Here is a 17,368-nt window from a genome sequence, read left to right as displayed (position 1 = left end):
TAGTCGACGAATGCTCGCGGCCTGCCCTCGCGGACGTACCGACGTCAATGGCTGCTGTGTACTTCATGGCGTACGCGGCTCTGCAGTTCGAGGCGTACGCGGACAGGTGGCGAGCGCGGAGATCGTCGGGTCGCGCGGGGCTGTAGAAGCCGGTGGCGAGGCCTTCATTGGCGGTGGCGAGTTGGAGCAGGACGAGCATGGCGCCGGCGGTGAGATCCGACAGTGCTCCAGGGCTGGAGGCGGGTTCGCGGTGATTGGAGTCGTTCAGGTCCTGCCGGGATACTCGGTGCTGCTGGTGAATGATCCTGCTGTGCAGCGACTGTCGGAGCTCTTCCGCGTAAAAACTTCGCACGTGCCGCCCTCCGGATGATGAGGTGGCAGGGTGATCAACCACGATGAGGCGGCGGCTGTCCTGCCGTTAACGCTGGCTTGGGTGAGTCGGCACCTGGAGGTCGGCGAACGGATTGTCAGGACCGAGGCGCTGCACGGTGGCATCACTGCCGAAATGCGGAGGCTGACCATCAGCATGCGGGACGGAAGCACCCGTGAGCTGGTGCTACGGAGCTTCGTAGACCCTTTCTATGTGGGACACGCCGAGGACTGGCTGCACCGGGAGGCCGACGCCCTGTCCCTGCTCATGGGGACCGGCGTGCCGGCTCCTGAGCTGGTCGCGGTCGATCCGACCGCCGTGCATTGCGAGTATCCATCGCTACTGATGACACACCTGGCCGGCCGGACGGTCCTCGATGACGAGGGATTGGAGACGCGCGTTCCTCTGCTGGCCCGTCAACTCGTGGCGATCCACGCGGTGCGGCCCGCCGAGCGGCCCCGAGAGTATGTGGCGTTGACGACCGCCGAGACCGTCGTGACTCCGAAGGGCGCCGACGCGGCGGCGTGGGCCGCGGCGATCGACGTGATCCGCAGGCCCGCGCCGGCCTATGAAGGACGATTCCTGCACCGGGACTTTCAACCGGGCAACGTGTTATTCGACCTGCCTCCCCGAAGGGCGGCAGGTGCTCGGATCACCGGCGTCGTCGACTGGGCAGCGACCTCTTGGGGCCCGGCGGATCTCGATGTGGCGCACTGCTGCACCAATCTCGCGCTGCTGCACGGCCCGGCGTGGGGTCTGCGGTTCGCTCAGGCGTATGAGGAGGCCGGCGGGGTGCTGGCCGCGGCCGCGAGCGAGCGGCTGTACTGGCAGGTGCGGGACGCGCTGGCGTGCTCAGAGGAGGTGCAGGTGGTGGCGCAGCCATGGCGGGAGGCGGGGAGGACGGAGCTGACGACGCGAGCCGTGGAGGAGCGGCTGGATGCCTATGTCAGCGCCCTGATGGACGCGCTGGGCTGAGCCAAGGCGGCCCGGGCGCGGCCTGGACCTCATCGTCACCGCTTAACCAAGCGGAGAATCGAGGTTCGGCAGCGGCATGTCATGATCGGTGGGCGACCTGGGCGTAACGGGCTCACCTCAAGGACCTGAAGCCTTGCAGCGGGATGACGGAGCGGATCGCGGAGTCGGCGGCCTGCCGACGCATCGCGGCGTTCTCCGCGGCGAGGGCGGCGATGACGGTCGCCGCAGCGTCGAGCTGGTCCTGCAACTCGCGGAATCGAGTTCGGCTGGCCGTCAGGTCGCGGCGTAGGCGGTCCAGCTCGTCGTCGCATTTTCTGGCCGTGACTGCGGCTGGACTGTCGCTGACCCGGGTGTCCCACTCGGCCAAGATGTCTCTCGCGCGGTTCATGGTGGCGCGGCTGACCTGCGCCTCGCGGCAGAGGTTGTTCTTGGTCAGCCGCCCGTCGGTGTGGTTCGGTGCGCCGGCGAGCAGGCGCTGCATTGCGTCGAGCAGCCGCTGCCGGGTGGCGGGGGAAACGGATCCGCTCATCGGCCGGTGAGCGTGAGGACGTGGTCGACCTCGGTCAGCTCGGACTCTATGCGGCGCCGATGGTTGGCCGCGAGGGTGCCGGAGTCCAGCAGCCGGTGCAGCGAAGATCGTTCGGCGGTCCAGATCGGGATGTGTTCGGTGGCGATGATGCTGTTGGCGCACCGTGCGGGCTGGCAGCGGTCCAGCAGTGGCCCGCGGTGCCCGGCCGGGGTGATCGCGTCTTCGAGGCATTTCGCGCCAGCCGGGTCGTCGTCGTTCATGGTGCAGTGGTTGAGTTTGCCGAAGCGGATCGAGATGCGGGTGCGGCGTAGAAGGTCGTGCTCGACGCGGATGTCGCCGCGGCGGGCTTGCCCGGTGGCGCGTAGCTGTTCGGCCTGCGCGCGGACCGTGGAGAACGCCTCACGCAGGCGATCGGCGCCGGGGCCGTAGCCGATAGGCTGGCCGCTGGTGTCGGCGTTGAACAGCTCGGTGAGTCGGTCGAAGCGCCGGTCGCTGATGGCGGTGTCGAGGTGCTGGGCCCAGGACGGGTCGGTGTCCATGTAGCTGCCGGTGACCCGATTCGCCAGTGCCCGGGTGGCGACGTGTTTGAGCTGCATCCCGACGGCGATCTCGGAGCCGGGGAAATCGCGGGTGAGCATGGCCATGGTGCGCCGGAACATGTGCGGGGTGACTTTGCCGTCCGGGATTTCCTCGAGGCCGCTGAAATGCCGCCATCGGTTGATGTGGTTGATGAAGTCGACGATGGCGGCGATGCTGGCGAACCCTTCGCCCGCCCGGGCGCCGGTCACGGAGGCGAAGGTGAGCTCGCCGTGGCGCGACAGCTGGCCGGCCAGCGCGATCGCGTGGGCGACCGGCTCGGTGATCCACCAGTGCTTGACGGGTAGGTCCGGGTCGAGTTTCTGCCGGACGGACCTGACCGCAGGGCAGCCGTAGTAGTCGACGACCGCATCCTTGGTGATCATGCGCAGTTCCGACTCGCGCATCATCGACAGGGCCGCGGTGAACACAAAACACGCGTTGCGCAGCATGACCCGTTCAATCGCGATCTGCCGAGGACCCAAGCTGTCGTGCCAGGGCCCGCGGCTGCCGTCCGGCCGGGTCACCATGGCCAGATCCGGCAGCAGGCCGGGATGGCAGCGGCCGTCGGCGATCAGCCCGGCGAGGGCGTCCCTGCGGCTCTGGCCATGCGGCTTGCCGGGTCGGAAGAATGTCGGCCCGACACCGATGATGCGGGCAATCACGCTGAGGTGGGCAACACTGCCGCCGCCTTCACCAGGCCTGGCGCGGCGCATCGGCACGGTCGTCGCGGGATCGGCGAGCCAGACGTTCAAGCGCTGGTCGCCGCCGATGTCGGTGACCAGCCGCGTCTGCAGGTCGTCGCAGTAGGCGCTGGCGCGCGCGATGTCGGCGGCGAACACGTTGATGTAGGTCGAGCAGTTGCGGATCAGCGGGAACCAGGTCTGCGGCGGGATCGCCGGGGTCCGCAGCGGCGCGACGATCGGCTGATTCGCCACCGCGTTGGGTGAGCGGCCGGGCCAGGGGTCGTCGGCCAGGCCACCACCGGTCAATGCGGCGCGTAGCCGGTGTAGGGCCTTGATGACGTGAACAACATTGCAGATGGTGCCCGGCTCGCAGGTCTGCTGCCTGATGACGACGTAGGCCTTGAGGTCGTCGTCGTTCCATTCGCAAAGATCGGCCGGCAGCCGACGCTCGGCACCGAACGCGGCCAGCGGACGCAGCTGGGCGACGCGCTGGGTGACGGTCATCGCCGACAGCGGATCAGTGCGCAGATGAACGCCGGCGGCCAGCACCGCGGGATGGCCGGGGTTGAGCCAGAGCATCGCCAGTTCCCGCGCCAGCAGGTTCCAGCGCCCGGGCAGGTCGTGCAGCAGCACCCGGAGCGCTGAGCGGGGGTGATGGGGAGCTTTGTGAACCACGTCGTTGAGGTCCCAGCCGACGGTGTCACCGAAGCGAGGGACGGCCGCGCCGGCCAGCAGAGGGTGCGACTGGATCACCAGTTCGTCGTCGCGGTAGAACGCGGACCGGCCGGCGAGCGGCGAGGCGGGGCTGGTCATGCGTCGAACTCCACCCTGCTCGCCAAGGGCAGTTGAAGGACGATGCCGTCCTCGGCAATCTGCCGCCGCGCGTCGCGCAGCTCGGTGTCGGTGCGGGATCGCAGCACCTCCAGCAAGTTCGCGCGACTCTGTCCCCACAGCGCGTGGAAATGGCTGGGTGTCAGTCGCAGGGCGAGCTGGTCGAGGTGCTCGGCGAACAGCAGCAGCTGCGGCAGGTTCGACGGCAGCACGAACGCGTTGCGGCATTCCAGGCAGCGCAGCGGCGCCACCGGGCAGAGTTGCCCGGGACGGCCGAACGGGGAGGCGAACGGGTCCGAGCAGTCGGTAACGCCCATATTGAGCTGCCCGGTCCGAAGCGCCTCGATGTCGGCCGGTTGCAGTCCCAGCGCCGACGCCGAGCCAGGATCGTCCAGCGACCGGGTCGCCTGCTCGTCCAGCACCGTCGGGCCGGCCAGCGCCGTGTCCAGCCAGCGCCGCTGCGCGGTGGTGATCACGTCCCCGGCGATCACCCGCAGGGTCGTGCCGTGCGCGTAGTGGCTGCGGAAGGTCTGCTCCGAGTGATCGTCGGCGATATCACTGATGCGCCCACCGAACGCGATCGCCTTCTCCACCTTGGTGGACTTGCGCAGCCGGCGGATGTCGGCCGGCCCGGACACCGTTATCCCCTGCAGGCGCAGCCAATGGGCGAAATCGAGACCCTTCGACCTCGTCAGCAGCCCGGCCACCACCGCCGAGCCAGGAAGTGACGCCCGCAAGAACAGCGGAACCGGCGAGATCCCCATCCGGTCGGCGAGCGGCCGGCTCAGCTCCAGCAACGCCCGGATGATCTCCGCAGCGTCCAGCCGCAGGCCCGGCGGATGCAGCTGCCCCGCCGGGGCAAGATCGGAGGAGAAAGCTTGACGCGCTCGGACGTGGGCGCGGGCTTTGCTGAAGGTGATCGTGACGCCGCGTGGGCCGAACTCGAGGTCGTCTTCGGTCAGTCCGGTGATCTCCTCCGGGGCGCGCCCGGTCGCCGCCATCAACAGGATCCGGTAGGCGTGCAGGTCCATCGCGGTCAGGAACAGCTGAGCGATTAGGAAGCGCATCAGGCCGCGGGTGCTGTGCCAGGCCCCGTCGGGCGCGAGCCGATGCAGCACTTCTGGCAGCTTCGGTGCGCTCGGCAGCCGAGCCGGGATCTGCTCGCACGGGTAGGCATCAGCCCAGATCACCCACAACAGATTCTCCGCCGCAAGCCACCCGCCGCGGGCCGGATCGGTGCCGGTGGCAGCCAGCTCACGCCCGGCCCGGATCCGGGCTTCCGTCGCCCGGCGAGCCGCTGACGCGACTCTGATCAGCGTCTTTTTGTCGGCGCGGCTGAACTCGTCCAGCTCGCTGCTCGAGCCGCGGCGAACCCCGAGAGCGCCGTCGATCCAGCCGCTCCAATGCCCGGCCACCGGCCGGTCCGGGTGCTCGGCGCGCCGGGCGATCAACGCCCGAACCCGCCCGGCGTTCCAACCCGGCGTCCGCGATCCTGCCCGATGCTGCGACGGCAGGACGCGGACCCATCCGGTGACCGCCTGACGCAGCTCCGGGTCGTCGCGGGCCAGGGACGCCGAGCCGGCGCCGGGGACCTCAGCGTCGACATAGGTGAGCAGCGCCTTGATCGCCGTCAGATAGGCGCGGGCTGCGCCCTCGCGCAGCCGCGCGGCCTGCGCCAGCTCCACCCACTCATCGGCGAGCTCGCCGGCCAGCCGCGCGCATCGGAACGCCGCCGGATTGAATGACACCGCCACTGTCGCCGACCGCAACCCCGACGTGCCGCTGGCCGGCACCGTCACCTGCCGCACCCCGATCCGATCGACGCCCGGCTCCACCCGGCGTTCGGTGGGGAATCCGGTCGTGTGTTCACCCCTGCGTGGCATGGCCGTCCCTCGTTGTCATCAGCTGCCGGGCGATCTCGGCGTAGGTCGCGCCGCCAGCCGCGGTCCAGCTGCAGAACGCCTCGTGGACATCACGCATCGGGTCCTTCAGGTAGCGGATGTAGCGGTAGGTTGTGGCCGGGCTGGCGTGACCGAGCCGCCGCTGCACCTGCAGCAACGGGTTGCCGCTCATGTGATCCAGCAACGTCGACATCGGCACCCGCCGTCGCCGGTACTCGTCCAGGGCCACCTCGGTCAGATAGATCAGCAGCCGCAGGGCGAACGTGTGCCGCAGATCGTGAAAGACCCAGCAGCGGCGCGGCACCAGCCCCGCCGACTCCTCGTCCGCGTGAGCCTTCATACGGTTCCACGCCGCCCAGCGCACCCGGTCCCAGCCCGAGGCCGTGAGCATCCGCCCGCCGGTCCCGACGAACAGCGCCAGCGGGTCCAGGCCGTCGCCGGTCTCGCGCACCGCGATGCGGCGCAGCCGCGGATCCATCTCCCGGATCGACCTGTTGACCATTCCGCCGTCCAGCACCCCGCGGACCTTGGCGCCATCGGCCTCCAACCGCGAGACGACGAACAAGTCGCGGTGCCGGCGCCGCAGCGTCGGCTGCGCCTTCTCGACAATCTCCGGTCGTTCCAGCAGCAAATACGGATCGAGAACGTCGACCGCGTCGGCGGGGACGTAGACAGTCCGCGGATGCCCGAACTTCGCGCACGCGCCCAGCTCAAGCTCCACCGCCCGCGGCCGGCCGCCATCGAGCAGCCCCAGCTCCGGCAGCAGCACGGTGGACCACTCCTGGATCCGCATCCCGGTCAGAAGGGCCAGCTCACAGGCCGCACGATTGCGATGCGGCCGCCAGCCCCGGAACCCCTCGTCCAAACCTGCACCTGGGGCAAGCCCGCCAAACCCGACATCGCGCAGGAACAAATACTGCTCAAGCTCCATGTGCCGGACCCGAAGATCACGACCGACCCCGTTCGACAACGACCGCCGACCACGCCCGGCAGAGCGCCACGGCCGACGCTCGACGATGCCCTGCCGGACCATGAAGTCATACAGGCAACCGATCGCCGCAGCGTCACGGTCCCACGCCGCTTCCCCGATCGTCTGCTCGGCATCGTCAAGGCGCCACCGACGAAACTCCTGCAGATCGGCCTCTGTGGCCGACGCCAGATTCGCACCACGGGCCAGCAGAAACCGGAGCAACATCACCACGGTGTAGGCATAGGCCCGCATCGTCTTGACGCTGCGACGATCCAAACCCAGCTCCCGGAACCAGCTACACAGCGGCTCCACCGGCGTCATCGACTCCGACAACACGATCGGCGTACCCACCGCCGGAGCCCATCCCGCCAACAGGCCAGACAACTCCACCGCGTCCAGGCCGGGGATCTCGCCGACCTTGCGCACCTTCTGCACATCGGTGAAGAACAAGTGCATGGAAACCCCGCGAACGATCGACGACCATGCCAATCACTCAACGGAGCCAGGGCTAGAGAGATACGCGTCGATCCTCAGCTGAGACACGTAGGTGTCTCTGGAGAACCGTCCCACTTCATCTCATACAGGGACCCGCTGCGCGGCGCGGGCACTGACCGGGCCGCGACCGCGCGAACCGGGTCCACGGGCCAGCTCAGCACGACGGTCCCCCTCACGGTCGGAACCCTCGACGCTAACCGCAGCAGAACGTCCCTGAGCTGCCAGAACACCGAATTCGCTGACCCTGAGAGGACGGCCAGACGGCGCGCACCGCCCCAGCCGAGCAATGACATGCACAAGGGTGCCGAAGGGGCTGAGACGCCACCTGGCGAGTCACGAGGACCAGACGACTCTCCGCTGCCCTGATCAACGGCGAATCTGACGGCGGTCGCGAAAATTCTATGAATTACATATCCGACATAGCCCGCCTACAGAAGGTGACGGACTGCTCCGGCCGCCCTGGGCCGCAAGCGACGCGGGACGACAACGGCATCCGTCGGTCGCCGACCATGACTGAAAGCGATTTGCCGGGCACCTACCGATGACGATCGGATTACGCGACTCGCAATAGTCGCCTCTGCCGTACCACTGCGAGGTCCCCGCAAGGGGACAGCAACCTGGTCTTACTTTCGGAGGGAGCAGTTTTCGGGTTACTGTTCTCTTAGTTACCCGCCGACTCGGTTCAAAGGAGTATTGACGTGGCCAAGCAGATCATTCACAAGCTGCTCGATGACCTGGACGGCGGGGACGCTGACGAGACCGTCAGGTTCGCCCTCGATGGGGTTCATTACGAGATTGACCTGTCGAGCGCTAACGCCGGGAAATTGCGCGAGGTCTTCGGGCTGTACACCTCGAACGGGAGCAGGGTCGGCCGGGGCGGTGTCGTTGGTGGCGGACGGGCACGCGGCCCTGCAGGAGCTGGTGACGGACGGGTCACCGGAGTGCGGGTCAGCGCGGCCAGCTCCCCGGAGCAGAACAAGGCAATTCGGGCGTGGGCCAAGCGGGCCGGCAAGAACATCTCTGACCGAGGACGGATTCCCCAGGAGATCGTCATAGAGTTCCACGCACAGGCGGGTCGTTGAGCTGCCGCACGTGCGAACCACGTTGTTCGAGCCACCACCACACCGACTAGCAGCGTTCCTGCCGTTGCGGCTAACTGGACGTCGCGAGTCGCTCTGATATTCGAGTCCGGTCGCGTGGTTGGCGAGCCGGGGACGTGTTGCACTAGGCCAGTCGCTGCTAACAGGGCTGACCCTGACTGAAATCGCCTTGCCGCAGGCAGCTCGGCAATTCGATGCAAGTTTCACACGTCCCCGGGCCCCTTTGCCCCAGCTGCGTTAGAAGCACCACGGAAGAGATTGCATCACTACGGCTTCGCTGTGGTGGGCCGTAGGGAGACTTCGTGCAGGACACGACATGCCACCGCGCTCAGCGCCCGTCATACGCCACGCTCACGGTCTGGATCAGCGGCGGCGCTTTGACCAGTAGCGCCCACGTCGGTGTCGCTGCAACCTACGGCCATAGCTGAGTCGCTCGGCGTTGAACATCGGCCATCCCCTGAGCATTGACCACGGGCGGAGCCGGTCGGTGTTGGACCAGCAATATTCGGGCGCATGCTTGAGCTTGGGTCGCACTCGGATCCACTGTTGCCACCAGGAGGGGCCACCGATGACCCTCGTGATCCTCCTGTCAGGTTCGGGATCGGAGCGACGCCAGGCAAAGGGCAGCCGCGCGGCAGGAGTTTTGTGCATAACTGCTTGCCTTCTATGCGCGTGCTGCAGGGTTGAGGAACGCCTGCGAGCATGGGTTGGAGTCGGCTAGAGGGAGACCACCGGTTCGGCGGGGCGCCTTGCGGTGGGGCTGTTGTTGGGCAGGCCCGCCTGATGCGCGTTCAGGTGCTGGGTCGGATCGGAATCCTGGCGGAGCGGGTTCGTAGCGGGTTGGCCCTGCAGGTTCCAGTACGCGTACAACAGGACCGTGATGGCGCGTTGCCGCATTGTCGGATCGTCGAGGCAGTGGTAGCCGGGGGGCGCTGACTCCTGGGCATGGTCGGCCTGGCTCGGTGCTTCGGCCAGGGCGATCAGGGGTGTGTCGGCGGGAAGGTCGGCAAGCGAGCTGAGGATGTAGGGGCCGAGTTGGGCGACGATGGTGGGAGCGTCGGCGAGTTGTTCTCGCCGACGCACCGCAGCTGGGTCGTTGAGGGCGTCACGGTTTGCCCAGCCGGTGACCCACCAGCCGGTGCGGCCGGTTTCAGTGACGCGGTACGGCGCCCAGGCGATCGCGCCGATCGAGGTGACGTGGCCGAGTGCGTCGCGCTGGTAGATCGGCTCGGGTAGGACGAGGACACCGGCGTCGCTGGGTGCGCTGTCGGAGTCGACGACGCGGCCAGTGAGGTCCAGAGCCCGTGCGGCAGTGGCGAGCGTCGCCGTCAGTTCGGGTGCGAGAGCGTACGGCTGTCCGCTACGCCATGGCTCGTGTGCGAGCCGGTCGAGCACTGCGGTGACGGCGGCAACCCGGGCCGCGTCTTCAGAGGTGGGGTCGTTGGCGCGGGCATGGAACGCCTGGATGTACTGCCGGGCGAAGCCGCTGCTGGCGTACTGGAGCATGCTCTTGAGCACGTCGGGCACCACTGGGCCGTCGTCGGCCGGGGTGAAATCGCGGTGGAAACTCAAGAATGCCTCCTATGCATTCAGGCGGATTGACGGATCTGGGCCGGCGCGATTGGCCATGCGCCGGCCAACGGACGGCGCCCGCGGCCGGCGGGAGGATCGCCGCCGTCGGGTCCGCTGTGGGCGGCGGCCGACGTCCAGTGACGCTCGACGACCCGTGTTGATCAAGTCGATCCGCTCTACTGCCTGCCATGCTCGGACAGGCAGTTAAGGGCTTCGAAGCCGCGCGCGGAGGCTGTCGTGACTCGATGAGCCGATCGACGGATGTCGAGTGTGCAGATCGCCGGCCGATCGCGTGAGAGGTGCGTCGCGCGTGTCTTCCGCCTCCAGGCTTGCGCTCGTCACACACTGCTTGGGTGAGCAGTGACGGTGAGATGCCCCTAGCGGCCGTGATCCGGGTTCAACGGCGCGATGATCCAGTCGGGGCGGTAACCGAGCAAGATGCCGTCCTCAGCGCGGTGGCGTACCCGCTCATGCGGATCGGAGCACCGCTGTTCGGACACGCCGTCGATCTCGGCGACGGGCAGTGGCAGGTGCACGGCTTGACCGAATTCAGCCCGCAGGCTGCTCGCGATGAGATGGCGCATAGCTTTCGCGAGCGACTCGTCGAGACCAGTAATCCGGTGCTGGCCGCCGAGCTGACCACCGTGATCGGGTTGTTGGGCCGGGAGAGGGTCGACGAGATCGTCGCCGACGGCCGGAGGCACCGGATCGTTCGGGCGGACACGTTCGCCCGATTCGGCGACGAGGGGCCGGAGCCGCCGCGGCCCACAGACCTCGATCCACGTCAGGTCACCGCTGACGTGAGCTTGCACGACGAGTCAGTACTCGTCGACCCGAGCGAGCCGACCGACGTCGGAGAGGCCCTGCTGAAGGTGGAACTGCTCAGCGCGCATTACCCTCGCGGCCAGGTGCCGGCCGCCGTCTACGACGACAGCGTCGAGGCCACGCGTTCACACCCGAACGGGGTTCTGCTGCCAACCCGTTACGCCGCGGCGGAGTGGGCGAACGGAGTGTGGCGACCCTTCAGCCGACCGGTGGCAACCCCACAGGAGGCACGTGAGGAAATCGCGTTCGCCTTCCGCTACATCGAGCCGCGGATCGCCCAGCTCAGCGAAGACGACACCGCGACGTACCGGCGAGCTGCCGACGATCTCGACGCCAGCCGCACGAATGAAACCGCAGTGCTGGGGCGCCGCTTCCGGGTCGCTCGCATCGAGGCGTTTTTACGCTTCTCACCCGGCGGCCCTGAACGGCCGCGCCCGTCGGACCACGAGCCCGACACTCCGTCGGAGGACCAGGGCGCCCGGCTGCCCGAGTAGAGCGAACTTCCAGACCCACTACCCGGCAGCCCAGCGACCCGTGCCCGCCTGCCGGGCTGGTGAGCGGTGCGCTTCCTGAGGAGGCAGAGCGCATGAGGGCCTGTGATCGCTGGACGGGAATCGCAGCGCCGCCCACCTGACCACGTTCGAACATGCGTACGATCAGGTTGTGGAGGAAGTAGCGCGGAGGTGGTGGAACGGATTATGGGGTCGCCTCGCGCGCCGTGATGTTTGGCTGATCCGCCAGACACGCTGGAAGGTCGTCGCCCGGACCGGAGACAGCGAGACAGGCAAGGTGCTGCGTTGGGAATTCGAGACACAAGCCGAAGCCCAAGAGATCGTGGACCGCCTGCTGCGTGCACACTCGCCCGGGTCGTGGCGGGAACACGTGACGCCCGATTGATCGGGCGGTTCAGCGGGGATGGCCAAGGGTCAAGGGTGAGCAGTGCTTTCTCGGCCACCGGGTCGTCAGCGGCATGACGTCGGCGTGGACGAAGAACGTCTCGACGCTGGCGTGGTGCAGATGTCCGGCAGTTCACACTCACCTCGACCAGCTTGTCGGTCTGCTCAACCCTGGTGCCCTCTATCTCGGCGATGATCTGCTGCGACAACCGACCTGGCCTGACGACCACCAATGCCGGGTCGACGCGTTCCTCGAAGACACTCCACACCAGCGCGATCTGCGGCCGGTCGTCCCGCGATGGGCGCGCCCGAGGCCTACCTGACGACCAATGCGCAACGCGGTCACGGGCCGAGGACCGCGACCGAGGCGAGGGCGCCGGCGAGCAAATACGGGCCGAAGGCGATGTCAGGATCGCCGCGCAGCGCGAGGCGGGTCAGCGCCTCGGGAGCGGCGAGCGCGTAGGGCAACACCGCTCCCACGAACACCGCGCGCCAACCGAAGGGTCCCAGCGCCGCGCCGAGCAACGCGGCCAGCCGGACGTCGCCGAGCCCCAACCCGCTGCCGCCGACGACGGCCAGGAGCAGGAAGGCGCTACCAACCGCTGCGGCTGCCAGCGTCGCGCTGATCACCTTCTGCGCCTCGCCGATGGCGACGGCGTGGCCGGTGAGCAATCCGGCCACGGCGAGCGCGGCCACCCCGATGACAGGTGTGGGCAGCCGCCGCAGTGCTAGATCGACGCTGGCTAGCAGTGTGCCGGCATAGAGCATGACGAGCCACACCCCGACCATCCACAGCCCTCCCAGGCCGGCGCTTATACGCCAGGTGAGGCCCGCGGAGATGGCGGCCAGTCCGAGACCGCTCAGACAGGCGCGTGCGGCCCGCCAGAGGTAGCGGCACGGGGCACTCGCCTGCGTCGCCATCGGTGCCTCGCCGTTGTGGCACCCGCCCAGGTGCGTCACGAGCCGGACGCACACGTCCGGCAGGGCGGCACCCATCAGCGCGCCGAGCAGGGCAGCGGCCCAGTACAAAGCCCCATCCGTCACGCCAAACCTCACCTCCTGCCACGCGTCGCTCACGGGTGATCACCGAGCCGCGCCCAGCACTCGGAGCGGACCTTCAGCCCTTTCTCCGCGGCGCTCAACAGCGAGGGGCCCCGCCTCCGACCACGCTAGCGCTGGTCAACCCTACTTGCGCAAAGGGCAAACTGTGGTTGACGCCTCTCAAGGTTGTGTGCTTAGCTCGCAAAGTCGCAACACAACTGTGGTTTCGGATTTAGTCAACCACAGTTGCCGACGACCGGATGGTGCCCGGTCGAGTAGCCGATGAGTCCACATCGGGGGTTGGACCAGCCCACCGCGAACGTCGGGAGAAGGTGAGGCCCCGTTCCCGGCGTGACGTTGAGGGCCGAGGGTGAGTTCCTGCAGCTTCTGGAGGCGCGGTTAACCATGACAGTCCACGCAAGACGGCGAACCATCGCTAGTTCAGCGTCGGCCCTCGGGTTCGCGAGATTGGCTGGCCTGGCCATCGCCGTGTGCGTCAGTACTGGGGGCTGCGGCGCAAGTGAGCCTGAGGATCCTGCTCCGACGGCGTCTGTCACCTCCCCGGCATCAGCTCGGCCGTCGCCGGCATCCGCCAACGATGCCGCACTACTCGCCTACGGGCAGATGTGGGCGGCGTACGCGCGGGCGGGCATGACGGCGACCCGGACGATCCCGAGCTGACGAGATACGCCACCGGTCAGGCGCTCTCGACACTGAGGGCCGGATTGGCGAAGCTGCGCACCGCTGGCGAGGTCCTCAAGGGCGAATACCGGTCGACGCCGCGAATCGTCGCGGCGTCACCCTCGGCGCAACCGGCGACGATCTCCGTGCAGGACTGCTTGGACACCACGCGCTTCCTCACTTACACGGCGTCCACGGGCGAGCTGGCCAACGACATCCCGGGCGGTAACCGCGCCGTGCGAGCAACGGTGGTCCGCGACGGCGACGGCTGGAAGGTATCCAGCTTCGGCGCGCAGGAGGTGGGCACATGCTGAGGCAGTCAGTTCGCGGCGGATTCCTGATGCTCTTCGCTGCCGCCGCCGTCGTCGTGACGATGCCACCCGCTCTGGCCGACGACGGGATCGGCCATGTCAGCTGTAGCCAAAGCCCTTCGGCACCGGAATGCGAGATTGCCGCCGGTGTTCCTGGCCGCTCGGGCGGGTCGCGCGGTGCAGCGGGTAACGGCAGCGGCGAGTCAGACAAGAACAATGCGGACTCGGATGGAGCCTGCTACTGGGCGCCGGTTGAGGGCAACCGACCGCCGCCTGCGGGCAAGGGCCCGACCGGTGGCTGGTACGCGCGGACGTGCGCGGCCAACGGGCGTGGGTCGCAGGAAACGCCGGTGTGGCTCGACCAGGCACCCGGGGTGGATCTGGCCGCACTGGCGCAGACAGCACGCTCGCGGCTGCAGCTGCCCGCGCCAGGGATCCGCACGAACCCCAGCACGGCGCCGTTCCTTCTGGTCCGGGTGCCGGTGTGGCTGTGGGTGGACCCGCTGACCTGGGAAGCCCGCTCAGCCACGGCCTCGGTGCCCGGGGTGACGGTAACCGCGACGGCCACACCCACAACGGTGCGGTGGTCCTTCGGTGACGGCAGCGCGGATCTGACCTGCGCCGGCGCGGGCGAACCGTTCACACCCGGGACGGATCCACGGGCGTCCTCGCCCTGCGGACACACCTACACCCGGTCGTCGGCTGCCGCACGCAATGAGAGGTTTGCGCTGCGGGCGACAGTGACGTGGTCGGTGACCTGGTCGGGTCCCGGCGGCGCCGGCACCCTCACACCGCTGACGACGACAGCTTCGGCGGCGGTACGGGTCGCGCAGTCGCAGACCGTCGTCGAGGGTGCCCGATGAGCGTCGCGACCGAGCGCCCACAGACCACCGGCGGCAGCACCGCCCAGGCGGCGGCAGGATCGCGGCGAGGTGGGCACCGCAGTGGCCGGCGGGTGGCAGCCGGGGTGCTATTGGTGCTGGCGACGGTGGTCATCTTCTGGCAGGTCGATCTGCGTCGGCACGCGGAGGAGCGGTTCCTGGCAGTGGCGCGGCCGGTTAACGCGGGTGCGGTGATCAGCGAGACGGACCTTCGGGTGGTGCGGGTGGCGAACCCGTCGGGCCTGGCCCTGATCGCCGCGGATCGCCGCGACGAGGTGGTGGGACGCACCGCTGCGGTGCCCCTGGCCGCGGGCAGCCTGGTGGTGTCCCAGCAGGTGGGGCCGCCAGCGTGGCCAGCAGCCGGGCAGGCGGTTATCGCGGTGCCAGTCAAGGCGGGCCGAGCCCCTGCCGGCCTGGACGCGGGGGCACGGGTCGTGGTCCTCGTCGGACCGGCGGCCGGCGCGGACGCGGCGGCCGGGACCCCGGCGGGCAGCCAACCCGCAGCAGGGCCACCCCGGGCGGTCGCCACGGTGGTGGCGGCAGACGCGGATCAGGCCGGCGGTCACGTGGTGACCCTGCTGCTGGCCGCCAATGAGGCAGAAGCGATTGCCTCGTCGGCGGGGGACGTGTCACTGGTTCAGCTGGGACCGGGCCAATGAGAGACGGGACGGTGCGCAACATGTTCACGGTGGTCGCGTCGGTGTCCGGCGCTGCGGGCGTGTCGACGACGGCCCTGGGCGTGGCCGCGTTGTGGCCTAACCGCCCGGCGCTGCTGGTCGAAGCCGACCCCTGCGGCGGGGTACTCGCCGCACGGTTCGGTCTCGCGCAGGATCCCGGCCTGGCCGCGCTGGCGGCGGCAGCCCGCCACGGCGCCCCGGTCAGTGGGCCGGTGCCGTTCATGCAGTCCCTGCCGCTGGGGTTGCACGCGCTCGTCGGCCCAGGCGCCGCCGAGACCGCCGCGGGCGCGGTATCGGTCCTTGCCGGTCACCCCCAGGCCCTGGCGGGCTTGGCGCCGGCTGTGGTCGCCGACGCGGGCCGGTTGTACCCGGGCAGCCCGGCGCACGCCCTGCTGGGCTGCGCGAACGCGCTTGTCCTGGTCACGTCAGGGGCAACCGAGCACCTCGACCACCTCGACAGTCGGCTGACGGCGCTGCGGACGATCACCTCGCCGGGTGATGTCCGCGTCGCGGTGGTCGGCAAGTGCGCCTACGAGCCGCAGGAGATCAGCGAGCGGCTCGGGGTGCCGGTGGGGGCGCACCTGCCCGGCGACCGGTGGGGCGCGGCCGTGCTGGCAGGACGGATGAACGCGCCGGGCTGGACACGGACCCGGCTGGCGCAGGCGTTGCGGTCACTGGCCGCGACCGTCGCGACGTCGCCGCAGCCGCGGCACGCCCGCACGGTGCTGGAGGTCGTCCGATGAGCGCCCCCGCGCCTGGCGGCAGCACCGCCGACGTGGAGCCGGAGCTGGTGGCGCGGCTACGCGCCAGGATCAGCGATCGCCTCACCGACAACGGCGCGCAGCTGCCCGACGCGCAACGGCTTGCGCTGATCGCCGGTTATATCGCCGAGGAGCTCACCGCCCACGCCCGGGAAACCATCAGCGCGGGGCGTGCCCCATTGGGCGCGCAGGCCGAGGCCGCGCTGGCGCGGGCGTTGCACGACGCCTTCACCGGTTTGGGCGGGCTGCAGCGGCTGATCGACCACCCGGCGGTCGAGGACATTTTCGCCAACGGCTGCGACAACGTCTGGGTCCGCACCGTCGAGGGGCGGACCGTGCAGGTGCCACCAGTCGCCGCCTCGGACGAGGAGCTGATCGACCAGGTACGCGTCGCGGCGGCGCGCAGCGGGCAGGAAGAGCGGCGCTTCGACCGCGGCTCCCCCTCGGTGTCGCTGCGCCTGCCGGGCGGGCAGCGGCTCTTCGCGGTGATGGCCGTGTCGAAGCGGCCCAGCGTGTCGATCCGCCGCAATGTGCTGCACCGGGTCACCCTCGATGACCTGGAGCGCCGCGGCGAACTCACCGCCGGACTACGGCAGATGATCACGGCCTTGGTGGTAGCGCGCAAGAATTTGGTGATCTGCGGCGGTACTGGTGCCGGGAAAACGACTCTGCTGCGGGCCGCCGCCGGGGCGATCAGCCCGAGCGAGCGGATCGTCACCATCGAGGACGCGTTCGAGCTCGGCCTCGACGAGGACCGTGAGGCGCATCCGAACACCGTGGCCTACCAGCAGCGTGAACCGAATCTGGAGGGTGTCGGCGGCATCGACATGGCGACGATGGTCCGGTGGGGGCTTCGTATGCGTCCGGATCGGGTGATCGTCGGTGAGTCTCGCGGCGCTGAGGCCGTGCCCATGCTCTTGGCGATGTCACAGGGCAATGACGGGTCAATGTGCACCCTGCACGCCTCGTCGAGTAAGCAGGCGTTGGCGCGGCTCGCGTTGTATGTGATGCAGGCGCCGGAAGAGTTGACCTTCGACGCGGCGAACATGCTGATCGGTCAGGCCGTCGATTTCGTCCTGCACCTGGACGTCGCCACCGACGGCACCCGGGTGCTGTCCTCCGTCCGGGAGGTCTTGGAGACCGATGGCACTCAGGTGCCTTCGAACGAGATCTACCGCCCCGGTCCCGACCGCCGGGCGTGCCGGCTGCGCCGCTGCGCGCCGACACCCTTGATGAGCTCGTCGCCGCCGGCTTTAACCCTGGCCTTCCCGCTGGGCAGCGGTGGTGAGC

The 17,368-nt window shown here is 68.9% G+C and carries 15 protein-coding genes and 1 pseudogene; 10 read left to right on the top strand and 6 right to left on the bottom strand.

All coding sequences use genetic code 11. The annotated features are described in order from the left end of the window. Nucleotides 1-382 precede the first annotated feature (382 nt). Nucleotides 383-1,345, top strand: coding sequence for a phosphotransferase family protein (locus tag JM949_RS00395; protein WP_203146450.1), 963 nt, complete (start codon nucleotides 383-385; stop codon nucleotides 1,343-1,345). 112 nt (nucleotides 1,346-1,457) lie between these two features. On the opposite strand, the gene JM949_RS00390 is transcribed toward JM949_RS00395, so the two are convergent. From JM949_RS00390 to JM949_RS00380, 3 genes are all read right to left on the bottom strand, one after another. Beyond that, nucleotides 1,458-1,874 (bottom strand): hypothetical protein, encoded by a 417-nt coding sequence (locus JM949_RS00390; RefSeq protein ID WP_203146449.1) that lies wholly within the window; start codon nucleotides 1,872-1,874, stop codon nucleotides 1,458-1,460. Beyond that, the gene (locus JM949_RS00385) at nucleotides 1,871-3,769 is read right to left on the bottom strand and encodes a hypothetical protein (protein ID WP_309231940.1); all 1,899 of its coding nucleotides are present in this window, start codon (nucleotides 3,767-3,769) and stop codon (nucleotides 1,871-1,873) included. The genes JM949_RS00390 and JM949_RS00385 overlap by 4 nt, the downstream gene beginning before the upstream one ends. Before the next feature lie 176 nt (nucleotides 3,770-3,945). Next, entirely contained in the window at nucleotides 3,946-5,418 is a 1,473-nt protein-coding gene (locus JM949_RS00380; protein ID WP_203146448.1) for a hypothetical protein, read from the bottom strand. Nucleotides 5,419-5,466: 48 nt separating this feature from the next. Between JM949_RS00380 and JM949_RS00375 the strand changes: the two genes are divergently transcribed. After that, complete coding sequence (locus tag JM949_RS00375; protein ID WP_203146447.1) at nucleotides 5,467-5,712, top strand: hypothetical protein; 246 nt, start codon at nucleotides 5,467-5,469, stop codon at nucleotides 5,710-5,712. 121 nt (nucleotides 5,713-5,833) lie between these two features. Here the strand turns inward: JM949_RS00375 and JM949_RS00370 are convergent, their stop codons facing one another. Next, complete coding sequence (locus JM949_RS00370) at nucleotides 5,834-7,294, bottom strand: tyrosine-type recombinase/integrase (RefSeq protein ID WP_203146446.1); 1,461 nt, start codon at nucleotides 7,292-7,294, stop codon at nucleotides 5,834-5,836. 737 nt (nucleotides 7,295-8,031) lie between these two features. On the opposite strand from JM949_RS00370, the gene JM949_RS00365 reads away from it, so the two are divergent. Next, nucleotides 8,032-8,415, top strand: a complete 384-nt coding sequence (locus JM949_RS00365; protein ID WP_203146445.1) for a histone-like nucleoid-structuring protein Lsr2 — start codon at nucleotides 8,032-8,034, stop codon at nucleotides 8,413-8,415. Nucleotides 8,416-9,150: 735 nt separating this feature from the next. Here JM949_RS00365 and JM949_RS00360 read toward each other — a convergent pair. Further along, nucleotides 9,151-10,005 carry a hypothetical protein gene (locus JM949_RS00360; protein ID WP_203146444.1) on the bottom strand — a complete coding sequence of 285 codons (855 nt, stop codon included), beginning with the start codon at nucleotides 10,003-10,005 and terminating at the stop codon, nucleotides 9,151-9,153. A gap of 353 nt (nucleotides 10,006-10,358) precedes the next feature. On the opposite strand from JM949_RS00360, the gene JM949_RS00355 reads away from it, so the two are divergent. After that, on the top strand, nucleotides 10,359-11,324 hold the full coding sequence (locus JM949_RS00355) for a DUF5954 family protein (RefSeq protein WP_309231939.1): 966 nt from the start codon (nucleotides 10,359-10,361) through the stop codon (nucleotides 11,322-11,324). Between the two features lie 169 nt (nucleotides 11,325-11,493). Then, complete coding sequence (locus tag JM949_RS00350) at nucleotides 11,494-11,727, top strand: hypothetical protein (protein WP_203146443.1); 234 nt, start codon at nucleotides 11,494-11,496, stop codon at nucleotides 11,725-11,727. 341 nt (nucleotides 11,728-12,068) lie between these two features. On the opposite strand, the gene JM949_RS00345 is transcribed toward JM949_RS00350, so the two are convergent. Next, complete coding sequence (locus JM949_RS00345) at nucleotides 12,069-12,770, bottom strand: peptidase A24 (RefSeq protein WP_309231938.1); 702 nt, start codon at nucleotides 12,768-12,770, stop codon at nucleotides 12,069-12,071. Between the two features lie 623 nt (nucleotides 12,771-13,393). Here JM949_RS00345 and JM949_RS00340 point away from each other — a divergent pair. From JM949_RS00340 to JM949_RS00320, 5 genes and pseudogenes are all read left to right on the top strand, one after another. Further along, nucleotides 13,394-13,762 (top strand): hypothetical protein, encoded by a 369-nt coding sequence (locus JM949_RS00340; protein WP_238432325.1) that lies wholly within the window; start codon nucleotides 13,394-13,396, stop codon nucleotides 13,760-13,762. Nucleotides 13,763-13,788: 26 nt separating this feature from the next. After that, entirely contained in the window at nucleotides 13,789-14,622 is an 834-nt protein-coding gene (locus JM949_RS00335; protein WP_238432324.1) for a hypothetical protein, read from the top strand. After that, nucleotides 14,619-15,299: an SAF domain-containing protein gene (locus tag JM949_RS00330; protein ID WP_203146441.1), complete on the top strand. Its 681-nt coding sequence runs from the start codon at nucleotides 14,619-14,621 to the stop codon at nucleotides 15,297-15,299. Before JM949_RS00335 ends, JM949_RS00330 begins: the two co-directional genes overlap by 4 nt. A gap of 20 nt (nucleotides 15,300-15,319) precedes the next feature. Continuing rightward, nucleotides 15,320-16,060 carry a P-loop NTPase family protein gene (locus JM949_RS00325; protein WP_203146488.1) on the top strand — a complete coding sequence of 247 codons (741 nt, stop codon included), beginning with the start codon at nucleotides 15,320-15,322 and terminating at the stop codon, nucleotides 16,058-16,060. Beyond that, nucleotides 16,057-17,366 (top strand): annotated as a pseudogene (locus JM949_RS00320) (CpaF family protein). The gene JM949_RS00325 and the pseudogene JM949_RS00320 overlap by 4 nt, the downstream one beginning before the upstream one ends. The last annotated feature ends 2 nt before the right edge of the window (nucleotides 17,367-17,368 follow it).

The sequence above is a fragment of the Micromonospora tarensis genome, from assembly GCF_016803395.1.
Taxonomy (GTDB): Bacteria; Actinomycetota; Actinomycetes; order Mycobacteriales; family Micromonosporaceae; genus Micromonospora; species Micromonospora tarensis.
The sequence above is the reverse complement of the archived record's forward strand: the minus strand, read 5'-3'. Positions and strand labels throughout refer to the sequence as shown.

Bases quoted from the DNA above. Each gene is read 5' to 3' on its own strand.
- JM949_RS00330 (WP_203146441.1), top strand. From the start codon at position 14,619: ATGAGCGTCGCGACCGAGCGCCCACAGACCACCGGCGGCAGCACCGCC.
- JM949_RS00335 (WP_238432324.1), top strand. From the start codon at position 13,789: ATGCTCTTCGCTGCCGCCGCCGTCGTCGTGACGATGCCACCCGCTCTG.
- JM949_RS00370 (WP_203146446.1), bottom strand. From the start codon at position 7,294: ATGCACTTGTTCTTCACCGATGTGCAGAAGGTGCGCAAGGTCGGCGAG.
- JM949_RS00325 (WP_203146488.1), top strand. From the start codon at position 15,320: ATGTTCACGGTGGTCGCGTCGGTGTCCGGCGCTGCGGGCGTGTCGACG.
- JM949_RS00375 (WP_203146447.1), top strand. From the start codon at position 5,467: ATGCTGCGACGGCAGGACGCGGACCCATCCGGTGACCGCCTGACGCAG.
- JM949_RS00390 (WP_203146449.1), bottom strand. From the start codon at position 1,874: ATGAGCGGATCCGTTTCCCCCGCCACCCGGCAGCGGCTGCTCGACGCA.